This is a genomic window from Aeromonas sp. AE23HZ002T15, from assembly GCF_054165525.2.
Genome location: NZ_CM201342.1, coordinates 1,555,763 through 1,576,965, shown reverse-complemented (window position 1 = coordinate 1,576,965; position 21,203 = coordinate 1,555,763). Strand labels below are relative to the sequence as shown.

Genomic DNA, 21,203 nt, shown 5'->3' with positions numbered 1-21,203 from the left:
ACTCCTTAGGCTGCGGCTTTGGCGGCGTGCAGATTTTCCTGATAGCGGGCGACGAAGCCGGCACTCTGCTCTTCCAGGATCTGGATGAGACGACGGCTCTGGGTCTGCACTATGGTGTAGAGGAACAGCATGGGCACCGCGACCACCAGGCCTTGCATGGTAGTAACCAGGGCCTCGGAGATACCGCCCGCCATCAGCTTGGGATCGCCGGTACCAAACAGGGTGATGGCCTGGAAGGTGGCAATCATACCGACCACTGTACCCAGCAGACCCAGCAGCGGGGCTACGGAGGCGATCAGTTTGATGATGCTGATCCCCTTCTCGAACTTGGGCACGTTGCGCAGGATGATCTCGTCGAGCTTGGACTCCAGATCCTCGATGTTGTCGCCACGATGGTTCTGATAGGCCTCCAGCATCTCGCCGATGGGGTTGCCCTTGACGATCTGATCGGATTTCAGCTGCTTGCGCATGGATCCGCCGATGAGGGAGAGGCGGGCACCGCAGAACAGGGCCAGTAGGGTACCGAGCACGCCGAGCACCATGATGACGTAGCCCACTTCACCCCCCTGATCGACCCGCTCCTTGAAGGTGGGGGATTGGACCAGCAGGGAGAGGATCACGCCGCGGGACGGGTCGACGAAGATGGGCTCGACGGCGCCGCCGCCCTGCTCAAACTTGGCCACCGGCTCCAGCACGCTGTTGTCGGGCTGGCGCGGCAGCTGTTCGAACTTGCCGGTCTCCGGCACGAAGGTCAGGTATTTCCCTTCGGAGACGGTGTTGAACTCCCCGATCTGGGTGACCGTCTTCTCGGCCTGGTTGCCTTCGCCGTAGACCACGGTCGCCGGGATCTGGCTCACCTTGCCGCCATCGACCATGCGGCCGAGGGTGACTGTCCAGAAGGCGGTCAGGTCGTCGCTGGAGGGCAGCTCCTTGCTCTCGGCGAGACGAGTCAGCAGCGCCGCCTGCTCAGGGTGTTCGACCCGGCGGGCGGAGGCGTTGAAGATCCCCTTGAACTCACCGGCGAACTGGCGCAGCACGCCGAACATCTCCCCCATGTTGCCGGAGCGCTGGCGCAGGGTCTCGGTCAACTCGGTGAGCTGCTTGTCGTTGGCGTCGAAGGTCGCCTTGAGCTGCTCGCCCTTGGCGGTCTCGGCGGCGAGCTCGGCCTTGGCCTTGGCCAGCAGGGCCCCTTGCTCGTTCTTGTCCGCGAGGAAGCGGGCCTCCCGTTCCTTGTTGAGCTGGGATTCGCTGGTGCTTGCGGCCTTGACCTGGTTCAGCAGGGCATTGAGATCCACCGGTTGCTCGGCGGCGGTCACCGGCAGGGTGATCAGGGTGGCTCCCGCGATCAGGGAGGCAATGGCGAGTTTGATTCCTTTCATGATGCTTTCTCCGCAGTTTGAACCGGCAGCTTGATGAGGGCGGGGGGCGCCTGCTTCTTGGCGATGCGAAGGCCCTGTTCCACTGCACTGCGATACTCCTGGGGCAACTCTTCCCACTGGCGGGTCTTCTTGTTCCACATGCCGGTCTCGTTACCATCCGGGGATTGGTAGAGCAGGGCGATGCGCCCGACCCGCAGGAACTCGTAGGTCTTCTCGCCGCCATCCTTGTCCAGGCTCGCCTTGTAGGACTCGATGGTGCGGCTGAAACCCTCCTCGATCTGGTAGGCCTCGAGGATCTTGCGGTACTTCTCGGAGATGGTGACGTCGGCCCGGTTCATGAGATCGGTCAGGGCGGCCACGCGGTCCTCGCGCTCCACCTTCTGGAACGGCAGATCCAGGGAGACGAACTGATCGAGGGAGTCGATCATCTTGAGCATCAGGGGCACCACTTCGGTGCTGGTCTGATCGATCTGGGCGATCTGGCGCTGCATGGAGGCCAGTTCGCTGCTCTGGGACTCGACCATCTTGCCCACCTGCTCGTTGTAGGTGCGCAGGCTGTCGACCTGACGCAGGGCGGCCTTGTACTGGGCGAGGGCGGTCTCGGCAGACTCGGCATAGGTGTCGATCTTCTGCTGGGAGACTTTGGATGCATTGTCGGTGGCGGCTTGAGCGTCCACTGCCTGGCTGGCAGAGGCGGCACTCAGATTGAAGCTGGTCAGCAAGGCGGCCGAAATCAGGCTGCCGAGGAGCGCTTTCTTCATTGTAATAGTCCTTTTTTTCATAGGATTACCCTATCTCCATTACTTCCTTGGAATGTTGGGCAAAGCCGACCCGAATGGGCCGGCTTGTCTCTTGCTTGTTGGGTTAGAACTTCTGGGCGTAGTCGATGTAGTAGATGCGACCGTCGATGCTGTAGAGCTCGTCGTCATAGGTAAAGCCATCGCTCTCGAGGGACGGGCCCACGTTGAACATGTTCTTCACCCCGACCTGGATCTTGCCGTTCCAGGGCGCTTCCACACCGACGTTCAGGTTCCAGGTGGTCTGGGACGCGATGTGACCGACTTCCTCACCGGTATCGGCGATGTAGTCCTGACTCTGGGAGTCGATGTAGTTCGCGCTCAGGTAGGTGTCCATGTTCCACCATTGGGGAACGTTGACGCCCACGCCGGAGCTGAAGCGGAACTGGGGCAGACCGTTCTGGCCGATCTTGTCGATGACGGGGCCGCCGGCGTACAGACCTTCCTTGTAATCCAGGATGTAGGTGCCGCCGAGGTCATAACGGATGGTGGCGTAGTTCAGGTCGTACTTGTAATCCACCTTGAGATCGAGGCCCGAGGTCTCCAGGGTACCCAGGTTGACCATGGGGGCGATGGCCTGAGTGATCTTGCCCTGGCTGTTACGGGTGACGCTGCTGGATCCGCCGCTGTTCATCTCGTCATAGATGACGGACTGCAGGGAGTTCAGCTGGATCACGTCGTCGATGCTGATGGTGTAGTAGTCCAGAGAGAGGTTCAGATCGTCGATCGGGCTGTAAGCCACCCCGAAGTTCCAGGTATCCGCGGTCTCTTCCTTCAACTGCTCGTTGGCGGTGCGGATGGTGGTGTATTGACGATTCGGGCAATCTGCCGCCGAGATGCCGTTGGCCTCGCAGTAGACATAGTCCTTGGCCCAGTCGGCCGACTCCGAATCCGCCGCATAGAGGTCGCTCAGGCTGGGGGCGCGGAACGAGCGGGACCAGGAGGTGCGCAGCATCAGGTTGTCCAGCGGCTGGTAACGCAGGCTCGCCTTGGGCGAGAAGGCGCTGCCAAAGTCGCTGTAGTCATCGAAGCGGCCGGCCAGGTTCATCTCGATCTGCTCGGTGATGGGCACCAGAGATTCGATGTAGGCGGCGGTCACGTCGCGCACCCCACCGGAGGAGTTGCCGGCGGAGCCGATGATGTTCAGTGCCTCGGACTGGGCATCGTACTTGTCTGAGTAGACCCAGTCGTTGTACTCGGCGCCAGCGTACCAGCTGACCGGACCGGCGGGTAGTTCACCCATGTCCCACTGCACCCCGGCGTACCACTGGTAGAAGTCCATGGTGGAGCGGCGGCTGGTGTCGGCCGTCATCGCCTTGGTGCTTTCTGCATCGAACTCACCACCCACGAACTTGCCGTCGGCCACCGCCTGCTGGGCAGCGGATTTCAGCACATAACCGGTGCCGTTCTCCTTGTTGTCGGTCTTGGAGTACAGGTAGCCGGCGTTCCACTGCATGTCGCCGACGGATTCCGTGGTGATGGTGCCCTCGAAGCCGAGGTTCAGGCTGCCGGTCAGGTCGGTGACCAGGTTGTCACGGGGACCGACGTTGCTGAAGCGGTAGTAGGCGTAGGCGGCTTCACCCAGGCCCTGAGTCGCGGCGGCGTCCAGGCCGTTGTCGGTGAAGAACTGGGCGTTCTTCGGGTTGGCCGGATCTATGGTGAAGGCGCCGGCGGCGGGGGCGAAGCGCCCGAAACTCTCGACCCGGGAGCCGATGATCTGGGGCACGAAGTCCACGGTATCGTTGATGTGATAGCGGCCGTTCACATACAGGGTGTCACGGCTGCGGGAGGCCGTGGTGGCGGCAATCTGGCCGTAGTTGTAGTTACAGCCGTCCTCGAAGCCCACGAAGGGGGACTTGCAGCTGCCATCGGCATTGGTGGCACCGGCCAGGGGGCCGTATTTCCAGATAGGGTCGCCGTTCGCATCCAGGCCAGTGATCCCTTCCACGTTGCGGCCATAGGGGCTGGGGGAGTCATTGCCCTGCTTGGAGAGATAATCCCGGTCGCGGGCGTAGATGACGTCTTTCTTGTCATGCTCGTAGACCGCCATCAGGGAGCCCTTCTCGCCGTTGATGCCGGCGACGACGGAACCGCTTGCCTCGTCACCACCGTCTTCGGTGGGGGAGCCGAGGCGGCCCTGGAAGGTCAGGCCGTCATAGCCTTCCTTGAGCACCACGTTGATGACACCACCGATGGCGTCGGAGCCGTAGATGGCCGAACCACCGTCCAGGTTGACTTCGACCCGCTCGACGGCGGCCATGGGGATGGTGTTCAGGTTGATGGAGGTGCCGCCCATGGTGGGGGAGCCGGCGACCCGCTTGCCGTTCAGCAGTACCAGGGTGCGCTCAGACCCCAGACCGCGCAGGCCTACGGTGGACTGGGACTGGAAGGAACTGCCGGAGGCGGGGGAGACACCCCCGAAGGAGTTGTAAGAGGCTTGCTTGAGGTAATCCGCGACGGTTTGCTGGCCGGACTCTTCGATCCTGGCCTTGCTGACGGAGACGACAGGGGTGGAACCTTCCACGTCGACCCGGGAGATCCGGGAGCCAGTGACCTTGATTTTTTGCAGTTTTTCTACGTTCTGGCCCTCTTCGGCCAGGACAGGGGTGGCCACAACTGCCGCGCTCGCCAAGGCAAACGCTACGGCAGCAGAGAGTCTGCTTTTCCTAAGCATCGCTAGTATCCTTCCTGATTGTTTTTTGTTTGCTTCCTGTACCGCCCTCGTTGGAGCGGTGCGTAAGGCTTATCAAGGTTTGAGGTTTGACGTCAAATGAGGCGGGGCGGATGGGGAGGCGTGCGGTAATAAGCTGACTATGTTTTATATGTGGATATTTTTTAGGATTTTATACTGTTCAGATAACATTCAGCGATGTGAAAACGATGTTAAATGAAGTGGTTTCGATTTTATTGATTATTTTTGAACTTATCGATAATGCATATGTCTTGATGATGGATATATCGCAAGAGTCTACTTTGGTAGCATTTAAATCTGTCGTCGTTCATGTCCTCGCTCGTACCCCGGTTCCGTTCACTGGAAATTCCCTCTTCTCTTATAGGTAAAAATGAAGTTGAAGGGGTTTGATTGTATGTTGTTGTTATTTTTGCATTTTATGTCTTGCTGCAAGGTTTGTTTAATTAAATTTTATTAATTAAAAACAATTTAAACCCGATGGCGTAGCAGTTTTTTATCTTGAAGTTGGGTTTTCTGGAAAAAAATCTCAGTTTTTTATACTGCCCCTGTCGGTAGGTATTCATGGGCCTCGTTTTACTTGATTTTTGTTGCAGAGCTTTTACAGTGACCGAGCGGGATTGACTGCCAATAACAGTCAATTCAGTGAGTAATGCCAGGAAGGACAGGCTGTTCATTGGAATGAAACGGCCATACAAGAACAACAAGGACGAGGTTCCACCATGCTGTCGTATTTCTTACGTCGGATGCTTTTGATCATCCCGACGTTTCTCGGGATCACCCTGCTCGTCTTCACCATCACCCGCTTCGTGCCGGGCGGCCCGGTCGAACGCATGCTGATGCAGGCGCAGGTATCGCAGAACGAAAACGGGCGCTCCAGTGGCAGCAAGGGGGCCCAGGCCCTCTCCGACGAGCAGATCGAGGAGCTCAAGGCCTTCTACGGTCTGGACAAGCCCATGCTGGTCGCCTATTGGGAGTGGCTGCAAAAACTCGCCGTGCTGGATCTGGGGGAGTCGACCCGCTACTACGAGCCGGTGTGGGATCTCATCAAGGAGCGGCTGCCGGTCACCGCCTTCTTCGGGCTGGCCACCTTCCTGCTGAGCTATGCCGTCTCCATCCCACTCGGGGTGGCCAAGGCGCTCAAACATAACAGCCGCTTCGACTCCTTGAGCTCCATGCTCATCTACATGGCCTATGCGCTGCCCGCCTACGTGGTGGGGATCTTCCTCATCACCGTCTTCGCCTTCCACCTGGAGTGGCTGCCCATGGGGGGCTTCCCGGGGGACGACTTCGAATACATGGAGAGCAGCTGGGATCAGATCCGCACCGTCTTCGCCCACGCCCTGCTGCCGCTCATCGCCTACGCCATCGGCGATTTCGCCATCCTCACCATGACCATGAAGAACAGCCTGATGGAGAACCTGTCGGCGGATTATGTGCGCACCGCCGTGGCCAAGGGGCTGCCGTTTCGCAAGGCGGTCACCGGCCATGCCATGCGCAACAGCCTGATCCCCATCGCCAGCCACTTAGGGTCAGTGCTCACCGTCTTCTTCGGGGGATCCTTCCTCATCGAGACCATCTTCAACATCGACGGCATCGGCCTGCTCGGTTACGAGGCCATCGTCGAGCGGGACTACCCCACCGTCATGGGGATCCTGGCCATCACCTCCATGCTGATGCTGGTGGGCAATATCGTCTCCGACATCTGCGTGGCCCTCGTCGATCCCCGCGTACGGTTTGGAGACTGAGCATGAAGCCTATGTCGTTCGTTATGCCGATAGCGCTCAGTTTTGTCGCCGATATCTGCGTTGCCATCTCCCTCGTCGATCCCCGCATGCGGTTTGGAGACTGACCATGAACCTGAATCCGGTCACGCTGAAAAAACTCAAGCGTTTCAAATCCATCAAGCGGGGTTACTACTCCTTCGTCATCTTCTCGGCCCTGGTGATCGTCTCCCTGCTGGCGGAGCTCCTGGTCAACAGCCGGGCCCTGATGGTGAGCCATCAGGGGGAGTTCTACTTCCCGACCTACGGGGACGTGATCCCGGGCCAGCAGTTCGGGCTGGATTATGAGTACGAGACCAACTACCGCCAGTTGCAGGCCAAATTCGAGAAGGAGGGGAAGGGGGATTGGGTGCTGTTGCCTTTGGTGCCCTGGAACCCCTATGAGCAGGACTTCAAGCAGGATGCCTACCCACCCTATGCCCCCAGCCTGGCGGAGCGTCACTTCCTCGGCACCGACACCAGCGGCCGCGACGTGCTGGCGCGCCTGGTGTACGGCTTTCGCATCGCCATCGGTTTCGCCTTCATCACGTTGGTGGCGAGCTATGTCATCGGGGTCAGCATAGGCTGCATGATGGGCTTTCTCGGCGGGCGCTTCGACCTGGTGTTGCAGCGCTTTATCGAGATCTGGTCCCAGGTGCCCTTCCTCTACGTCATCATGATCCTGGTGTCGCTGGCCAAGCCGAACTTCGGGCTCTTCGTCGGCATCAACGTGCTGTTCGGCTGGATGGGGATCACCTGGTACATGCGCACCCTCACCTACAAGGAGCGGGCGCGGGACTATGTGATGGCGGCGCGGGCCCAGGGGGCGACCACGGGGCGCATCATCTTCCATCACATCTTGCCGAACACCCTGATGATGATCGTCACCCTGGCGCCCTTCGCCGTGGTGGGCAACATCTCCACCCTGACGGCCTTGGACTACCTGGGCTTCGGCCTGGCGCCGCCGACCCCGAGCTGGGGGGAACTGCTCTCCCAGGGCATCAACAACCTGGATGCCATCTGGATAGTGAGTTCCGTGGTGGCGGCGGTGAGCCTGGTGCTGATCATGGTCTCCTTCATCGGCGAGGCCATCCGGGAGGCGTTCGATCCGCGCAAGTTCACCCGCTACCAATGATGGAATGAGATGCCGGCAGTACATGGAATGATGTGATTTAACCCTTAATCAAGAAGCCCCATCGCAGGGGTCATGACCAGGAAGTCAAATATGAAGAATAAAATCAAATGGATAGGTGCTATTTTCCTGCTGGTGAACGGATCCTGGGTCTGGGCCGCCAGCCTGCCCGCGGATCTCAAGTGGGAGACCAATGACACTGATCCTGTGTTTGCCTCCCCCAAGGCGCTGCCCGGCGGCTCCCTCACCATGTTCATCGACAGCTTCCCGCTGACGTTTCGCACCGTGGGGCCCGATTCCAACGGCACGTTTCGTTCCTTCATCCAGGACAACCAGCTGCGCCTCATCAGCTTCCATCCCAACACCGGCAATCCCATTCCGTCGCTGGCGACTCACTGGGCCATAGCCCCGGACAACCAGACCGTCTACTTCAAGCTGGATCCCCGCGCCAAGTGGTCCGATGGCAAGCCGGTCACCGCCGATGACTACACCTTCGGCTACGAGATGATGCGCTCCAAGGAGATCCGCGCCCCCTGGTACAACAACTACTACACCACGGAAATCGTGGCGGTGGAGAAGATTGATGACCATACCATCGAGGTCAAGTCGGGCAACCGCAAGGCCAAGCTGGACCTGCTCAACACCACCGAACTCTGGCCCCAGCCCAAGCACTACTACAAGCTGACCCCGAACTGGGTGAAGCAGTACAACTGGTCCCTGGTACCCACCACGGGCCCCTATGTCATGACGGACGTGAAGAAAGGCAAGTCCATCACCTTCAGCAAGCAGCCGAACTGGTGGGCCCAGAACGATCGCTACAACCAGCACAGATTCAACATCGATACCATCAAGGTGCAGGTGATCCGGGATCACAACATAGCGTTTCGCCACTTCCTGAAGGGAGAGGTCGATACCTTCGAGATGATCCTGCCGAACTGGTGGCACGAGAAGGCGGTGACCCCGGAATACAAGCAGGGCTACGTGCAGAAGGTGATGGCCATGACCGACACCAAGCAGGGGGGGCAGGGGCTGCACCTCAACATCGCCAATCCCAAGCTGGCGGATCTCAACGTGCGCCTCGGCATCCAGCACGCCATGAACCTCGACAAGATGATCGCCACCGTGCTGCGCGGCGATTACGACCGTGCCACCACCTTCGGCTCGGGCTTCGGCGAGTTCACCGACATGCAGCTGGCAGAGCGGGCCTATGACGTGGCCAAGGCGCGGGAGTATTTCGCCAAGGGGGGTTACGCCAAGCCGGGGCCGGACGGCATCCTGCAGAACGACAAGGGGGAGCGACTCAGTCTGGCGGTGACTTACACCACGCAGGAGCACACCAAGCGGCTGACCGTGCTCAAGGAGGAGGCCAAGAAGGCGGGCCTGGATCTGGAGCTGAACCTGGTGGATGGCGCCACCGGCTTCAAGGTGATGCTGGAGAAGAAGCACGAGGCGGCCTGGATGGGCTGGGCCGGCGGTGGTCTCTATCCCCAGTATTGGGAGTCGTTCCACTCCGAGAACGCCAACAAGCCCCAGACCAATAACCTGTTCAACGTGGCGGACAAGGATCTCGACAATCTGATCGATGCCTACGATGTGGAGTTCGACATGGCCAAGCGGGCCGAGCTCTCCCGCCAGATCCAGCAACGCATCTACGATCTCGCCATCTTCGTGCCCGGCGTGCAGCTCAACTACGTGCGGGCCAGCAGCTGGCGCTACGTGATGCTGCCCGAGGTGCCTGCCACCAAGAACACCCCGGATCTGCTCTACTGGCCCATGGATGGCTACCCCCACAGCAGCGGCGGCCTGCTCTGGATCGACCCCAAGGTGAAGGACGAGACCGAGAAAGCCAAGGAAGCGGGCGAGACGCTGGCTCCCATCAATCTGCTCGACAAGACCTATGCACACCATTGAGGTCATGGATAAGGGAGGTGCGGCCATGGCCAAGGGCGAGGCCCCCATCCTCGAGGTACGCGATCTCGAGGTGGAGTTCGCCGTCGATGACGGCAAGATCAAGGTGCTGGACGGGGTGAGTTTCTCCGTGGCGCCGGGGCAGACCCTCGGCATCGTCGGCGAGTCCGGCTGCGGCAAGAGCGTCACATCCTTGGCCATCATGGGGCTCCTGCCCAAGCCCCACGGCCAGGTGGTGGCGGGCTCCATCCGCTTTCAGGGGGAGGAGCTCTTGTCGCTGCCGCCGGATCAGATGTATCGGGTGCGGGGCAACCGCATCTCCATGATCTTCCAGGAGCCGATGACGGCCCTTAACCCGGTGCAGACGGTCGGGGCTCAGCTGATGGAGGTGTTCAGCCTGCACAGACCGGATTACGGCAAGAAGCAGCGCCAAGAGGCCGCCATCGCCATGCTGCACAAGGTGGGGATCCCGGAGCCGGAGCGGCGCTTCGGGGTCTATCCCCACAACCTCTCCGGCGGCATGCGTCAGCGGGTGATGATCGCCATGGCGCTCGCCTGCGAGCCTTCCTTGCTCATCTGCGACGAGCCCACCACGGCGCTGGACGTGACCATCCAGGCCCAGATCCTGGATCTGATGAAGGAGCTGCAGGCCCAGACCGGCATGGCCATCATCTTCATCACCCACGATCTCGGGGTGGTGGCGGAGCTGTGCGACGAGGTGGTGGTGATGTACGCGGGCCGGGCGGTGGAGCGGGCCGACATCTATGAGCTGTTTGACCGGCCGCGCCATCCCTATACTCATGGTCTGATGGCCTCGATCCCGCGCCTCGAAGACGTGCCCAAGAGCCTGCTCAAGACCATCAAGGGTCAGGTGCCCGCCCTGCACGAGATGCCGGCGGGCTGCCGCTTCTCCAACCGCTGTCCCCACGCCACCGAGATCTGCGTGGGGACCAACCCGGTGACGGAGTCCCTGGGAGAGCGCCACCAGGTAGCTTGCCACCACTGGAAGGAGTTGAGTATATGAGCATCTTGTTGTCGGTGGCCGGTTTTAAGCGGTATTCCTGCGTGATGAGGGAGGCTGAATTGATGTCGCCTCAGCACCCGGATGGCAAGGAGTGGGGGCTATGAGCGTTTTGCTGTCGGTACGGGACTTGAAGCAGCACTTCAAGATGGGCGGGGGATTTTTGCGCAAGCACTACACCGTCTATGCGGTGGATGGCATCAGCTTCGATCTGAAACAGGGTGAGACTCTGGGGCTGGTGGGGGAGTCAGGCTGTGGCAAGTCCACCCTGGGGCGCTCACTGCTCAAGTTGTTCGAGCCCACCTCGGGGCAGATCAGCTTCGAGGGGCGCGACATTACCCAGTTGTCGCCCAAGGAGATGCGCTTTCTGCGCCAGGAGATGCAGATAGTGTTTCAGGATCCCGCGGAATCCCTCAACAGCCGCCACACCGTGGGTCAGATCCTGGAGGAGCCCTTCGTCATCCACGGCAAGGGCACGGCCGCCCAGCGACGGGAGTGGGTCTGCGAGTTGCTGGACAAGGTGGGCCTGCCCCGCAGCGCGGCGGATCGCTACCCCCACGAGTTCTCCGGCGGTCAGCGTCAGCGCATCGGCATCGCCAGGGCCATCGCCCTCAAACCCAAGCTGCTTGTGTGCGACGAGGCAGTGTCGGCGCTCGACGTCTCGGTGCAGTCCCAGATAGTGAACCTGCTGCTCACCCTGCAGCAGGAGATGAACCTCGCCATCATCTTCATCGCCCACGATCTGTCGGTGGTGAAGCATATCTCGGATCGGATCGCCGTCATGTATCTGGGGCGGATCGTCGAGCTGGCGGATGCCCAGCAGCTTTACCTGAGCCCGCGCCACCCCTATACCCAGGCGCTCATCTCGGCCATTCCTGTGCCGGATCCCCGCCGCCGCAACCAGCGCATCCTGCTGACCGGCGACGTGCCATCCCCCATCTCGCCCCCGAGCGGCTGCCACTTCCATCAGCGCTGCCCCTATGCCACGGATCTGTGCCGCGGTACCTCGCCGGCGCTGAAGCTGTGCGATGGGCTGGCCCATCAGGTGGCCTGCCACTTCCCCTTGCCGGCGGCGGAGGCGGTCCCCCTGGGAAAGGCGATCTGATGCCGGCGGCCACGCCACGGCCACCGGCATCCGAGCCGGATGGTCAGCGGGAAGAGCAATAAAAAATGGGGCCTGTAGGCCCCATCTTCATGGTTGGAGTTCAGGTTTGGCCGTGGAACTTCTGGCCAGGGCAGGACAGCGTCCCCTGGGGGATGGCTGCTGTGTGAGTTGTCGTTTATTTTGTAATTTTACCACTTTTGTCTTTCGATTGGCCCACTCAGGCGCCATAGCGGAAGTAGTAGTTGCGGGTTGCCGGTGCATAAGTGACCTTCTCTTCCGCGCCTTTCTTGCTGGTTGCACCCTTCAGGTGGAACAGCACTGCCAGATTCTCAAACATGGTCTTACCTCATCGCTCTGTTAATCGTTGTTGTGTGTGACCTGGGTCACGGTTCGATGCTAGGAGCTTTTGTGATCCCGATCAACTTATTGTGTTGTAAATTTACATAAATCATGGAAAAGGTTTTCGGGTGAAGGTTTTCTTATGGATACGTTTTCAAGGGGGAGAGTGACAGAAAAGAGAGATAAACGGGCGGTCGCAACAGAAGATAGGGGTGAACCAGCGCGGATGGCGGGGCGCAGCCAATAAAATGCCCCGCACTGTGGCGGGGCATGGATGCTGGCGATAAGGCCGGGCTTATTTGGCGGGGATCTGCTCCAGCACGTGCACCAGCAGTTGCCAGAAGCGGTCGACCGCCGGGATATGCACCTTCTCGCCCGGCGCGTGGGCACCGCGAATGGTCGGGCCGAAGGAGACCATGTCCCAGTCCGGGTAGGCGCTCTTGAACAGACCGCACTCCAGACCCGCGTGGATCACCATGACGTTCGGCAACTCACCGAACAGGGTCTGGTAACTGTTGCGCACCAGGGCCATCACGGGGGAGTCGACGTTCGGAGCCCAGCCCGGGTAGGCGCCGGTGAATTCGCAGCTGGCACCGGCCAGGTTGAACAGGGAGCGGGTCATCTGCTCGACGCTCTCGCGACCGGAGTCGATCAGGGAGCGGATCAGGCACTGCACGTACACCTCGCCCTCGAGGGTCTTGATGACGCCGAGGTTGGTGGAGGTCTCGGTGACGCCCGGGATGGCATCGCTCATGCGGATGACGCCGTTCGGGCAGGCCATCAGGGAGTCCAGCAGGCGGGCCTGCAGGGCTTCGCTCATCAGCTTGGCCGGCTTGTCCTGCGCGCTCAGCAGCACGGTCAGGTTCGCCTCGGTGGCGGTCAGCTCGCTCTGATAGATGCCGGCATAGCGATCCACCAGGGCCTTGAACTCGCTGACGCTGGCGGCGGGCACCAGCAGGGTGGCGCGTGCCTCGCGGGGGATGGCGTTGCGCAGGGTACCGCCGCTGATCTCGGCCAGGCGAACACCCAGCGGCTCGGCGGCCTTGAGCAGGCGCACCAGCAGCTTGTTGGCGTTGCCGCGACCCCGGTGGATGTCGACCCCGGAGTGGCCGCCACGCAGCCCCTTCACCTGCAGCTCGAACCCTTCCCCTTCACCGGCGGCAACCTGCTCCAGCGGGAAGCGGATATTGGCATCCACCCCGCCGGCACAGCCCATGTAGACCTCGCCGTCCTCTTCGGAGTCGGTGTTGAGCAGGATCTCGCCCTCCAGCCAGCCAGCCTCCAGGCCGAAGGCGCCTGTCATTCCGGTCTCTTCGTCCGTGGTCAGCAGCACTTCCAGCGGACCGTGCTTGATGGTCTTGTCCGCCAGCACGGCCAGGCAGCCGGCCATGCCCATGCCGTTGTCGGCCCCCAGGGTGGTGCCGCGAGCGGTGACCCATTCACCGTCGATGTAGGCATCGATAGGATCCTTGGTGAAGTCGTGCTGGGTGTCGGCGTTGGCCTGGGGCACCATGTCGATGTGGGCCTGCAGCACCACTGGGGTGCGGTTTTCCATCCCCGGCGTGGCCGGTTTCTTGATGATGATGTTGCCGACGGCGTCCTGCTTGACCGCCAGGCCTTCCCCCTGGGCCCACTGCACTATCCAGGCGCTCAGCTGGGCTTCGTGCTTGGACGGATGGGGGATGGAGCAGATCTGCTCGAAGAATTGCCAAATCAGTTTGGGAGAGAGAGAACTCAGCTGTGCCACGTCGGGACTCCTTACCTGCACGGGATAATAGCGGGCCCCAGCGGGGGCTGGGGAAGTGGGTAACGATAATACAGTCAATCACACAAAAATGTGAGCGATCCGGCGCAAATAGCGCTCTGCTTGTGCTGATAAAGAGAGCACAAACGGCACACATGGCTGCCTTGATGCGCCGAACCAGTACAAAGATATTGTGTGATGTTCATCACAAAAATATTGTTTTTTCGAAATCGGATGGTAAATTAACCGCCGTGGGTCACACCACTTGTCAGGATGACAATGAATGCCTCCAGGGAACCGAAGCAAAGCAAGTGCGCCTCCACGGAACCGAGTGTTCGTTCAAGGATCTGAGCCCGCATTAAGGTACGTAACTTGTTAAGCAATCAGGAGTTTTAATATGTCAGGCAGCAATTCAACCTATTGGTTTGCCCAGTCTCTGTATACCCAGGGCTTCAACTACCCGAACCCCTACGCCAGCCGTCGTTAAGGCGGGTCATCAGCCAGGCTGACGACCGAATCGACAAACAGCAGGTGCGCGAGGTTTTCATCCTCCCCCTGCTATTTTTTTATCCGAAATTTGATATGGCGCGTGGATCAGGCAGGGGGATCCCGTGTCAGGACTCTGCCCATCATGGGGATCTGACCAATTTTTCCCGCTTTCGCATACGTTTGTCAGGCAATCCGGTGGCAAAGGATGCTATCATGCTGGCCCAACAGCCGGCCTGAGTTCTAGCCCTCGTGCGACCAGGTCGCCAGCTATGCCCATCCTGCTTCTCATTGCATCGTATTCGCTGCCGAGGGTCTTCTCCCGAGGCGGCCACAGTGCAAGCCAAATTTGGCGGCAGGGGGCCAGAATCGACAGAGGTCGGGCCGTTTTGGGTTCGGCGCTGGTTTTTAAGTGATTGTTTTATATAACTCTTCGAGATCGATATTATGCCGAAAAAGTTTTATGTGTCCTGGGACAACCTGCAACGTGAAGCCCGCCGTCTGGCCCGTCGTCAGTTGCCTGTCAGCCAATGGAAAGGGATCATCGCGGTCAGCCGCGGCGGCCTGGTACCGGCCGCGCTGATGGCCCGTGAACTTGGCATTCGCAATGTCGAAACCCTCTGCATCTCCAGCTATGACCATAACAGCCAGCGCGAGCTGGTGGTGGTGAAAGCCGCCACCACCGCCGGCGACGGCGAGGGTTGGCTGGTAGTGGACGATCTGGTGGACACCGGCGGCACCGCCAAGGCGATCCGCGAGCTCTACCCCAAGGCCAAGTTCATCACCATCTTCGCCAAGCCCATGGGCGAGCCCCTGGTGGACGATTTCGAAGTGGCCATCCCGCAGGATACCTGGATTGAGCAGCCCTGGGACATGGCGCTGGAATTCGCCAACCCCATCTGCGACGAAGAGTAAACCCATCCCAGGCGCCAGTACTGGCGCCATGCGGCAGGTCACGAGACGATGACATCCTCATCGCTGTCATGCCGAAAATGGTTTCAAAGGGCCCCACTTAGGGGCCCTGTTTTTTTATGCTATGGCTGCCCGGCGTGAAAAGTGGTTAAGATGGCCCATAGCCTGAGAAAGAAGAGCGACGATTTTGGAACCAAACAACGATACCAACCTGACGGAAAAGCTGTTCACCCGGATCAAAAAGGTATTGGAGACCTCCGAGATATCCAACTCCAGCCCGGTCGAGGAGCACGACAGCAACCTGGCGGAGAGCTTTATCGACGGCGCCTTGTCACCCCACTGGTATCGGCTGCTGCGCCGGCCGACCTGGGCCTGGCAGGGGGCGGATCCGGTGGAGGTGGAGCAGACCCTGGCCCATATCGCCATGGGGCAGGGGGAGCGTACGCACGAACGCTTCCTGGATACCATCAAGGGCTATGTGCCCGGTAACTGGGTCTACGAGTGGAGCCAGTTGGGCGGCCGCTACTTCAACCGCGGACGTGAACTGGCGGCTGCAGGGGAGTCGGCCAGCGCCCTGAAGAGCCTGCTTAAGGCGGTGCGCTACTACTCCATCGCGAGCTATCCCCACCTCAAGCACGACGAGCTGGCGGATCAGGCGCAGTTGCTCGGCAACATGGCGTATCGGGAGGCGGGGCGGTTGTTCAAGGTGCCCCTCAAGGAGCTGCAGGTGCCGTTCCGGGGCAAGACCATTCAGGGTTACCTGCACCTGCCCACCACAGAGAAGCCCGTGCCCCTGGTCATCGTCAGCGGCGGCATCGATTCCCTGCAGGTGGACTTCCTTAACTTCTACTTCAAGTGCCTCGAGCCCCACGGCATCGGCATGCTGTCGCTCGACATGCCGGGCACCGGCTACGCCGAGCACTGGCCCCTGGTGCAGGACACCAGCCGGCTCCATCAGGCTGTGCTGCACCATCTCTCCGAGGTGGCCTGGGTCGATCACCAGCGGATCGCCATGGTGGGATTCCGGCTGGCGGGCAATGTGGCGGCGCGCCTCGCCTTCATCGAGCCGTTCAAGCTGCGGACCGTGGTCTGCATTGGCGCCGGGGTCAATCAGGTGTTCACCAATCAGGAGATGTTTGCCCGCTGTCCGCGCATGATGCGGGATGGCCTGGCGAACCGGCTGGGGGCCGATGCGGCCCAGTGGGATCTGCTGCGCACCAAGTGCCAGGTCTTCTCCCTCAAGACGCAAGGTCTGCTGGGGAGCCGCACCTCTGTGCCGATATTGAGTATCGGGCACAAGCGAGATTTTATTTGTCCCGAGCAGGATGTCCGGGCATTGGCCTCCGCCAGCCGCAACGGCAAGGCGGTGGTGTTTGATAAACAGCCTCTGCTAGAGGTGTATGACGAGGCGCTGAAAGAGACGGTAGACTGGCTCAAGAAGCACCTATGCACATGATGTAAAACTAAAAGTGTCACATCACCATGTGATGGTATGGCTTGTTCAACAGGGAGGTTAGCATGTCAGAGAGAGTGACCTATAAGCGCTTGCTGCGGCAATTCGCCGCCATCGGCCCCTATCTGCGCGAGGATCTGTGCGAGGAGGGGCGCTATCGCTTCGACTGTCTGTCGGTCTGCGTCAGCGCCAAGCCGGCGCCGGACAAACGGGAGTTCTGGGGGTGGTGGCTGGTGCTGGAGCAGGATGATCATCACTTCAGCTATCACTACCAGGTCGGTTTCTACAATGCGGACGGGGAGTGGGTCGACAAGCCGCTGCCCAAGAAGCACCAGGCGGAGGTGGAGCGTACCCTCAACCACTTCTACAAGCTCATCAGCGCCAAGCTGGCCACCCTGGAGTGCAAGATCTCCCCTGCCGAGCAGGTGACCAACGAGCTGAGCGTGACCGCAGCCTGACTCATCCGGCCCCGTGTTGACGGGGCCGTTTTCCCTATCCGTGCAACATCCTGGAAAGGCCTGCTTAACGTGCGGGCCTTCTTTTCCGTCTGCCGCCGCCGGCTGGCTTAATTGCCTTGCAGGGCAGGGGGGCCGTGGGTATAAAGGGATTCCTTACTTTTTAACCTCTTCGTTCCCATGGAAAACAGAACCATAGTCGTCAAACTGGGCACCAGCGTGCTCACCGGGGGATCTGCCCGCCTCAACCGTGCCCACATGGTCGAGCTGGTCAGACAGTGTGCCGCCTTGCACCGTGATGGCCATCGCGTCGTCATGGTCACCTCCGGGGCCATCGCCGCCGGTCGTGAACACCTCGGTCACCCCCCGTTGGCGCCGACCCTGCCCAACAAACAGATGCTGGCGGCGGTCGGCCAGACCCAGCTCATTCGGGTCTGGCAGGACTTGTTCAACCTCTATGGGTTGCATATCGGCCAGATGCTGCTGACCCGCGCCGATCTGGAAGACCGCGAGCGCTATCTCAATGCCCGCGACACCCTGCGCACCCTGCTCGATCACCGCATCATCCCCGTCATCAACGAGAACGATGCGGTGGCCACCGCCGAGATCAAGGTGGGTGACAACGACAACCTCTCCGCCCGTGCCGCCATCCTGGCGGATGCGGACCTGCTGATCCTGCTCACGGATCAGAAGGGACTCTTCACCGCCGATCCCCGCAGTAACCCCGATGCCCAGCTCATCGAAGAGGTGCAGACCATAGACGACACCCTGCGCAAGCTCGCCGGTGACAGCGTCAGCGGGCTCGGTACCGGTGGCATGGCCACCAAGCTGCAGGCCGCCGACGTGGCGCGCCGGGCCGGGGTCAACGTGGTGATCGCCACCGGCCAGATCCCGGAAGTGGTCGGCCGCCTCGCCAAGGGAGAGCGGGTCGGTACCCTGTTCCCGGCGCTCGCCTCCCCGCTGGAAGGGCGCAAGAGCTGGATCCTGGCAGGCCCGCCCCCCCACGGCGAGGTGCAGGTGGATCAGGGGGCCGTCGCCGCCATGCAGGAGAAGGGCTCCAGCCTCTTGCCCAAGGGCATCATTGCGGTGAAGGGCGACTTCGCCCGGGGCGAGGTGGTGCGGATCCTGGATCCCAAGGGGAGCGAGCTGGCGCGGGGCATCTGCCGTTACGATCACGTCGAGCTGGACAAGTTGCGCGGCGTGCATTCCGATCAGATAGAACAGGTATTGGGTTACGGCTATGGCGCCGTGGCCATCCACCGCGACGATATGGTACTGCTGTAAGACAGCACTCTTGGGCCCAGCTACGGACAAGCCATGATGAGCCATTCACTGAGATGGCTGAGTGCTGCGGTAATCCGGCATACCTGGCTCAAGCCATGACGGGGATTGCGACCACGGGGTCATGGGCCATTCACAGAGATGACAGGGTGCTGCCGTGAGGCGGCATCCCGGGTTGAAAGAGGACATGTTATGAGTCTGGAGAAAATGGGGCAGGCCGCCCGCGAAGCCGCCTACCAGCTGGCTACCGTCAGCACGGCGCAGAAGAACCGGGCGCTGGCCGCCATCGCCGACGAGCTGGAGGCGCGCAGCCCCCAGATCCTGGCCGCCAACGAGAAAGATATCGCCGCGGGCCGTGAGGCGGGGCTCACGGAGGCCATGCTGGACAGGCTGCTGCTCAATCCGGCGCGCCTCGCCGGCATAATCGCGGATGTGCGCAAGGTGATCACCCTGGACGATCCGGTTGGCGCCGAAATCGACAACCGGGTGCTGGAGAACGGCCTGCGTCTCTCCCGTCGGCGGGTGCCCATCGGCGTCATCGGCGTCATCTACGAGGCGCGCCCCAATGTCACCATCGACATCGCCAGCCTCTGCCTCAAGACCGGCAACGCCAGCATCTTGCGGGGCGGCCGGGAGACCTTCCACTCCAACCTGGAGCTGGTGCGGGTGATCCAGAGTGCGTTGGCCGCCTCCGGCCTGCCGGCCGAGGCCGTCCAGTACATCGACAATCCGGACCGAGCCTTGGTGGGCGAGCTGCTGCGCCTCGATCGCTACGTGGACATGATCATCCCCCGCGGCGGCGCCGGGCTGCACAAGATGTGCAAGGAGAACAGCTCCATCCCCGTCATCATCGGCGGCTTTGGCATCAGCCACATCTTCGTGGACGAGAGCGCGGATCTGACCCGGGCCCTCGCGGTCATCGACAACGCCAAGGTGCAGCGCCCCTCCGCCTGCAACGCCCTCGACACCCTGCTGGTCCATGAGAAGGTGGCGGACGTTCTGTTGCCGCAACTGGCCAGGCTGATGAACGAGCGCAAGGTGACCCTGGTGGCGACCCCGGAGGCCTTGCCACTGCTGGTGGAGGCGGACAACCTGAGCGCCGCGGCCGCAGAGGATTTCGACACCGAATGGCTGGGGCTGACCCTGGGGGTCAAGCTGGTGGCCGACGTGAACGAAGCCCTGACCCACATGCGCGAGCACAACGCTGGCCACTCCGACGCCATCCTGACCAATGATCTGGCCAACGCCGAGCGTTTCGTGAACGGCGCGGGTTCGGCGGCGGTCTACGTCAATGCGTCCACCCGTTTCACCGACGGCGGCCAGTTCGGCCTAGGGGCCGAGGTGGCGGTGTCGACCCAGATGCTGCATGCCCGTGGCCCCATGGGGCTGACGGAACTCACCAGCTACAAATGGGTAGGGGTGGCGGATTACCTGAGCCGCGCCTGAGTCGCCTTCTCTGGCCCTCGATAAAAATGCCGACGCCTGTCGGCATTTTTATGCTTTTTTATTGCGCCCCATCAGGGGCTTGCATATAACTATCCAGCAAGCCGTGGCGAGATTTTGCACACTAGGCTACCAGTAAAAACGGGAGCAATTTCAAGGATGAAACAGACAAGCTGGATTGCGCGGCTGAGGTGGCTCTGGCTGAGCCTGCCGGTGCTGCTGGGGACGATCTGCTTCAGCGGCGCCACTCAGGCGAGCTGGGATCAGGATCTCTATCGCCAGCTCGGTCTGGCAGGCAAGCTCGACAGCCGAGTGTTTCGCAAGGCGCTGAACGGTTATCAGAGCGTGCGCCACAAGCGCAAACCCATTCTCACCATCATCGACTACAGCAAACCCTCGAACCAGCGCCGGTTGTTCGTGATCGACGTCAAGCGCCACAAGCTGCTCTACCACACCTGGGTCAGCCACGGTCGCAATTCCGGGGAGCTGGCGGCGCGCCAGTTCTCCAATCAGCTCAACTCCAGGCAGAGTTCCCTCGGGGTCTATCGCACCGCCGAGACCTATCAGGGCAAGCACGGCTACTCCCTGCGCCTCGATGGGCTGAGCCCGGGCAAGAACAGCAATGCCCGCAAGCGCGCCATCGTCGTGCACGGGGCGGACTACGCGAGCCCGAGACACCTGCAGAAATACGACAAGCTGGGGCGCAGCTGGGGATGTCCCGCCCTGCCGAGGGAGCAGTCCAGGGCCATCATCGACACCATCAAGGGGGGGAGCGTCATCTACGCCCACGGGTGAGCAGAATGCACAAGGCCAGCGCTGGGCTGGCCTTGTCATGGAGACGCTCGGGGCTGGGGTTAACGCACCACCAGTACTGGGCAGGGGGCGTGGCGTACCACGGACTCGGCGACGCTGCCCACCAGCAGGTGGCTGATGCCGGAGCGGCCGTGGCTGCCCATGACCACCAGGTTCACCTTGTCCTCCTTCGCCTGCAGCACTATCTCGTCGGCGGCACGGCCGAAGCGCACCTCGAAGGTGGCGGGGATGGGCAGGGTGGCGACCAGCTCCTTGAGCTGGCTCTTGGCCTGGCGCTCCATCTCGTGGGTGATCTCGATGGCGGTCATGTGCAGGATCTTGTAGCTGTCGAAACCGTGCAGCTGATCCACCACGTGGATCAGCTTGAGCTCGGCCTGATGGCTCTGGGCCATGAAGACCGCATAGTCGAGGACGGCCTTGGACATCTCGGAGAAGTCGACGGGACAGAGTAGCGATTTGATGGACGGCATGATGTGGCTCCTC

The 21,203-nt window shown here is 61.1% G+C and carries 16 protein-coding genes; 11 read left to right on the top strand and 5 right to left on the bottom strand.

Annotated elements, in window-relative coordinates; translation table 11 throughout:
* Window positions 1–5: 5 nt before the first annotated feature.
* The 3 genes from ACT5M9_RS07180 to ACT5M9_RS07170 form a co-directional block, all read right to left on the bottom strand.
* Entirely contained in the window at window positions 6–1,379 is a 1,374-nt protein-coding gene (locus ACT5M9_RS07180) for a MotA/TolQ/ExbB proton channel family protein (protein ID WP_457980716.1), read from the bottom strand.
* Window positions 1,376–2,140, bottom strand: a complete 765-nt coding sequence (locus tag ACT5M9_RS07175; protein WP_457980718.1) for a DUF3450 domain-containing protein — start codon at window positions 2,138–2,140, stop codon at window positions 1,376–1,378. The genes ACT5M9_RS07180 and ACT5M9_RS07175 overlap by 4 nt, the downstream gene beginning before the upstream one ends.
* Before the next feature lie 103 nt (window positions 2,141–2,243).
* Entirely contained in the window at window positions 2,244–4,850 is a 2,607-nt protein-coding gene (locus ACT5M9_RS07170) for a TonB-dependent receptor plug domain-containing protein (RefSeq protein WP_457980719.1), read from the bottom strand.
* Window positions 4,851–5,587: 737 nt separating this feature from the next.
* Between ACT5M9_RS07170 and ACT5M9_RS07165 the strand changes: the two genes are divergently transcribed.
* The 5 genes from ACT5M9_RS07165 to ACT5M9_RS07145 all read left to right on the top strand — a co-directional run bounded on the left by ACT5M9_RS07165 (window position 5,588) and on the right by ACT5M9_RS07145 (window position 11,794).
* Window positions 5,588–6,613 (top strand): ABC transporter permease subunit, encoded by a 1,026-nt coding sequence (locus tag ACT5M9_RS07165; RefSeq protein ID WP_438551839.1) that lies wholly within the window; start codon window positions 5,588–5,590, stop codon window positions 6,611–6,613.
* A 106-nt stretch (window positions 6,614–6,719) separates the two neighbouring features.
* Window positions 6,720–7,763, top strand: a complete 1,044-nt coding sequence (locus tag ACT5M9_RS07160) for an ABC transporter permease (RefSeq protein ID WP_438552052.1) — start codon at window positions 6,720–6,722, stop codon at window positions 7,761–7,763.
* Window positions 7,764–7,853: 90 nt separating this feature from the next.
* Window positions 7,854–9,671, top strand: a complete 1,818-nt coding sequence (locus ACT5M9_RS07155) for an extracellular solute-binding protein (protein WP_457980722.1) — start codon at window positions 7,854–7,856, stop codon at window positions 9,669–9,671.
* Window positions 9,672–9,675: 4 nt separating this feature from the next.
* Window positions 9,676–10,692 carry an oligopeptide/dipeptide ABC transporter ATP-binding protein gene (locus ACT5M9_RS07150; protein WP_520395661.1) on the top strand — a complete coding sequence of 339 codons (1,017 nt, stop codon included), beginning with the start codon at window positions 9,676–9,678 and terminating at the stop codon, window positions 10,690–10,692.
* 100 nt (window positions 10,693–10,792) lie between these two features.
* Entirely contained in the window at window positions 10,793–11,794 is a 1,002-nt protein-coding gene (locus tag ACT5M9_RS07145; RefSeq protein WP_457980726.1) for an ABC transporter ATP-binding protein, read from the top strand.
* A 634-nt stretch (window positions 11,795–12,428) separates the two neighbouring features.
* Here the strand turns inward: ACT5M9_RS07145 and ACT5M9_RS07140 are convergent.
* Window positions 12,429–13,880 (bottom strand): aminoacyl-histidine dipeptidase, encoded by a 1,452-nt coding sequence (locus ACT5M9_RS07140; RefSeq protein WP_457980728.1) that lies wholly within the window; start codon window positions 13,878–13,880, stop codon window positions 12,429–12,431.
* 930 nt (window positions 13,881–14,810) lie between these two features.
* Between ACT5M9_RS07140 and gpt the strand changes: the two genes are divergently transcribed.
* The 6 genes from gpt (at window position 14,811) to ACT5M9_RS07110 (ending at window position 20,702) form a co-directional block, all read left to right on the top strand.
* Complete coding sequence (gene gpt / locus ACT5M9_RS07135) at window positions 14,811–15,278, top strand: xanthine phosphoribosyltransferase (protein WP_349919318.1); 468 nt, start codon at window positions 14,811–14,813, stop codon at window positions 15,276–15,278.
* A 184-nt stretch (window positions 15,279–15,462) separates the two neighbouring features.
* Window positions 15,463–16,731 (top strand): esterase FrsA, encoded by a 1,269-nt coding sequence (gene frsA / locus ACT5M9_RS07130; RefSeq protein ID WP_438551844.1) that lies wholly within the window; start codon window positions 15,463–15,465, stop codon window positions 16,729–16,731.
* A 62-nt stretch (window positions 16,732–16,793) separates the two neighbouring features.
* Window positions 16,794–17,186 (top strand): sigma factor-binding protein Crl, encoded by a 393-nt coding sequence (crl, locus tag ACT5M9_RS07125; RefSeq protein ID WP_438551845.1) that lies wholly within the window; start codon window positions 16,794–16,796, stop codon window positions 17,184–17,186.
* A 177-nt stretch (window positions 17,187–17,363) separates the two neighbouring features.
* Window positions 17,364–18,467 carry a glutamate 5-kinase gene (gene proB, locus ACT5M9_RS07120; protein WP_438551846.1) on the top strand — a complete coding sequence of 368 codons (1,104 nt, stop codon included), beginning with the start codon at window positions 17,364–17,366 and terminating at the stop codon, window positions 18,465–18,467.
* Window positions 18,468–18,605: 138 nt separating this feature from the next.
* A complete protein-coding gene (locus ACT5M9_RS07115) occupies window positions 18,606–19,910 on the top strand; it encodes a glutamate-5-semialdehyde dehydrogenase (protein WP_457980731.1) in 1,305 nt (434 codons plus the stop codon).
* 156 nt (window positions 19,911–20,066) lie between these two features.
* Complete coding sequence (locus ACT5M9_RS07110) at window positions 20,067–20,702, top strand: murein L,D-transpeptidase catalytic domain family protein (protein ID WP_457980733.1); 636 nt, start codon at window positions 20,067–20,069, stop codon at window positions 20,700–20,702.
* A 59-nt stretch (window positions 20,703–20,761) separates the two neighbouring features.
* Here the strand turns inward: ACT5M9_RS07110 and ACT5M9_RS07105 are convergent, their stop codons facing one another.
* A complete protein-coding gene (locus ACT5M9_RS07105; protein ID WP_457980735.1) occupies window positions 20,762–21,190 on the bottom strand; it encodes a universal stress protein in 429 nt (142 codons plus the stop codon).
* Between the last annotated feature and the right edge of the window lie 13 nt (window positions 21,191–21,203).

What these genes read in the sequence shown, in the direction of transcription:
- ACT5M9_RS07180 (WP_457980716.1), bottom strand. Translation starts at nt 1,379, where the DNA reads ATGAAAGGAATCAAACTCGCCATTGCCTCCCTGATCGCGGGAGCCACC.
- ACT5M9_RS07155 (WP_457980722.1), top strand. Translation starts at nt 7,854, where the DNA reads ATGAAGAATAAAATCAAATGGATAGGTGCTATTTTCCTGCTGGTGAAC.
- ACT5M9_RS07165 (WP_438551839.1), top strand. Translation starts at nt 5,588, where the DNA reads ATGCTGTCGTATTTCTTACGTCGGATGCTTTTGATCATCCCGACGTTT.
- ACT5M9_RS07105 (WP_457980735.1), bottom strand. Translation starts at nt 21,190, where the DNA reads ATGCCGTCCATCAAATCGCTACTCTGTCCCGTCGACTTCTCCGAGATG.
- gpt (WP_349919318.1), top strand. Translation starts at nt 14,811, where the DNA reads ATGCCGAAAAAGTTTTATGTGTCCTGGGACAACCTGCAACGTGAAGCC.
- ACT5M9_RS07175 (WP_457980718.1), bottom strand. Translation starts at nt 2,140, where the DNA reads ATGAAGAAAGCGCTCCTCGGCAGCCTGATTTCGGCCGCCTTGCTGACC.
- ACT5M9_RS07170 (WP_457980719.1), bottom strand. Translation starts at nt 4,850, where the DNA reads ATGCTTAGGAAAAGCAGACTCTCTGCTGCCGTAGCGTTTGCCTTGGCG.
- ACT5M9_RS07115 (WP_457980731.1), top strand. Translation starts at nt 18,606, where the DNA reads ATGACAGGGTGCTGCCGTGAGGCGGCATCCCGGGTTGAAAGAGGACAT.
- ACT5M9_RS07160 (WP_438552052.1), top strand. Translation starts at nt 6,720, where the DNA reads ATGAACCTGAATCCGGTCACGCTGAAAAAACTCAAGCGTTTCAAATCC.
- proB (WP_438551846.1), top strand. Translation starts at nt 17,364, where the DNA reads ATGGAAAACAGAACCATAGTCGTCAAACTGGGCACCAGCGTGCTCACC.
- ACT5M9_RS07145 (WP_457980726.1), top strand. Translation starts at nt 10,793, where the DNA reads ATGAGCGTTTTGCTGTCGGTACGGGACTTGAAGCAGCACTTCAAGATG.
- ACT5M9_RS07110 (WP_457980733.1), top strand. Translation starts at nt 20,067, where the DNA reads ATGAAACAGACAAGCTGGATTGCGCGGCTGAGGTGGCTCTGGCTGAGC.
- ACT5M9_RS07150 (WP_520395661.1), top strand. Translation starts at nt 9,676, where the DNA reads ATGGATAAGGGAGGTGCGGCCATGGCCAAGGGCGAGGCCCCCATCCTC.
- crl (WP_438551845.1), top strand. Translation starts at nt 16,794, where the DNA reads ATGTCAGAGAGAGTGACCTATAAGCGCTTGCTGCGGCAATTCGCCGCC.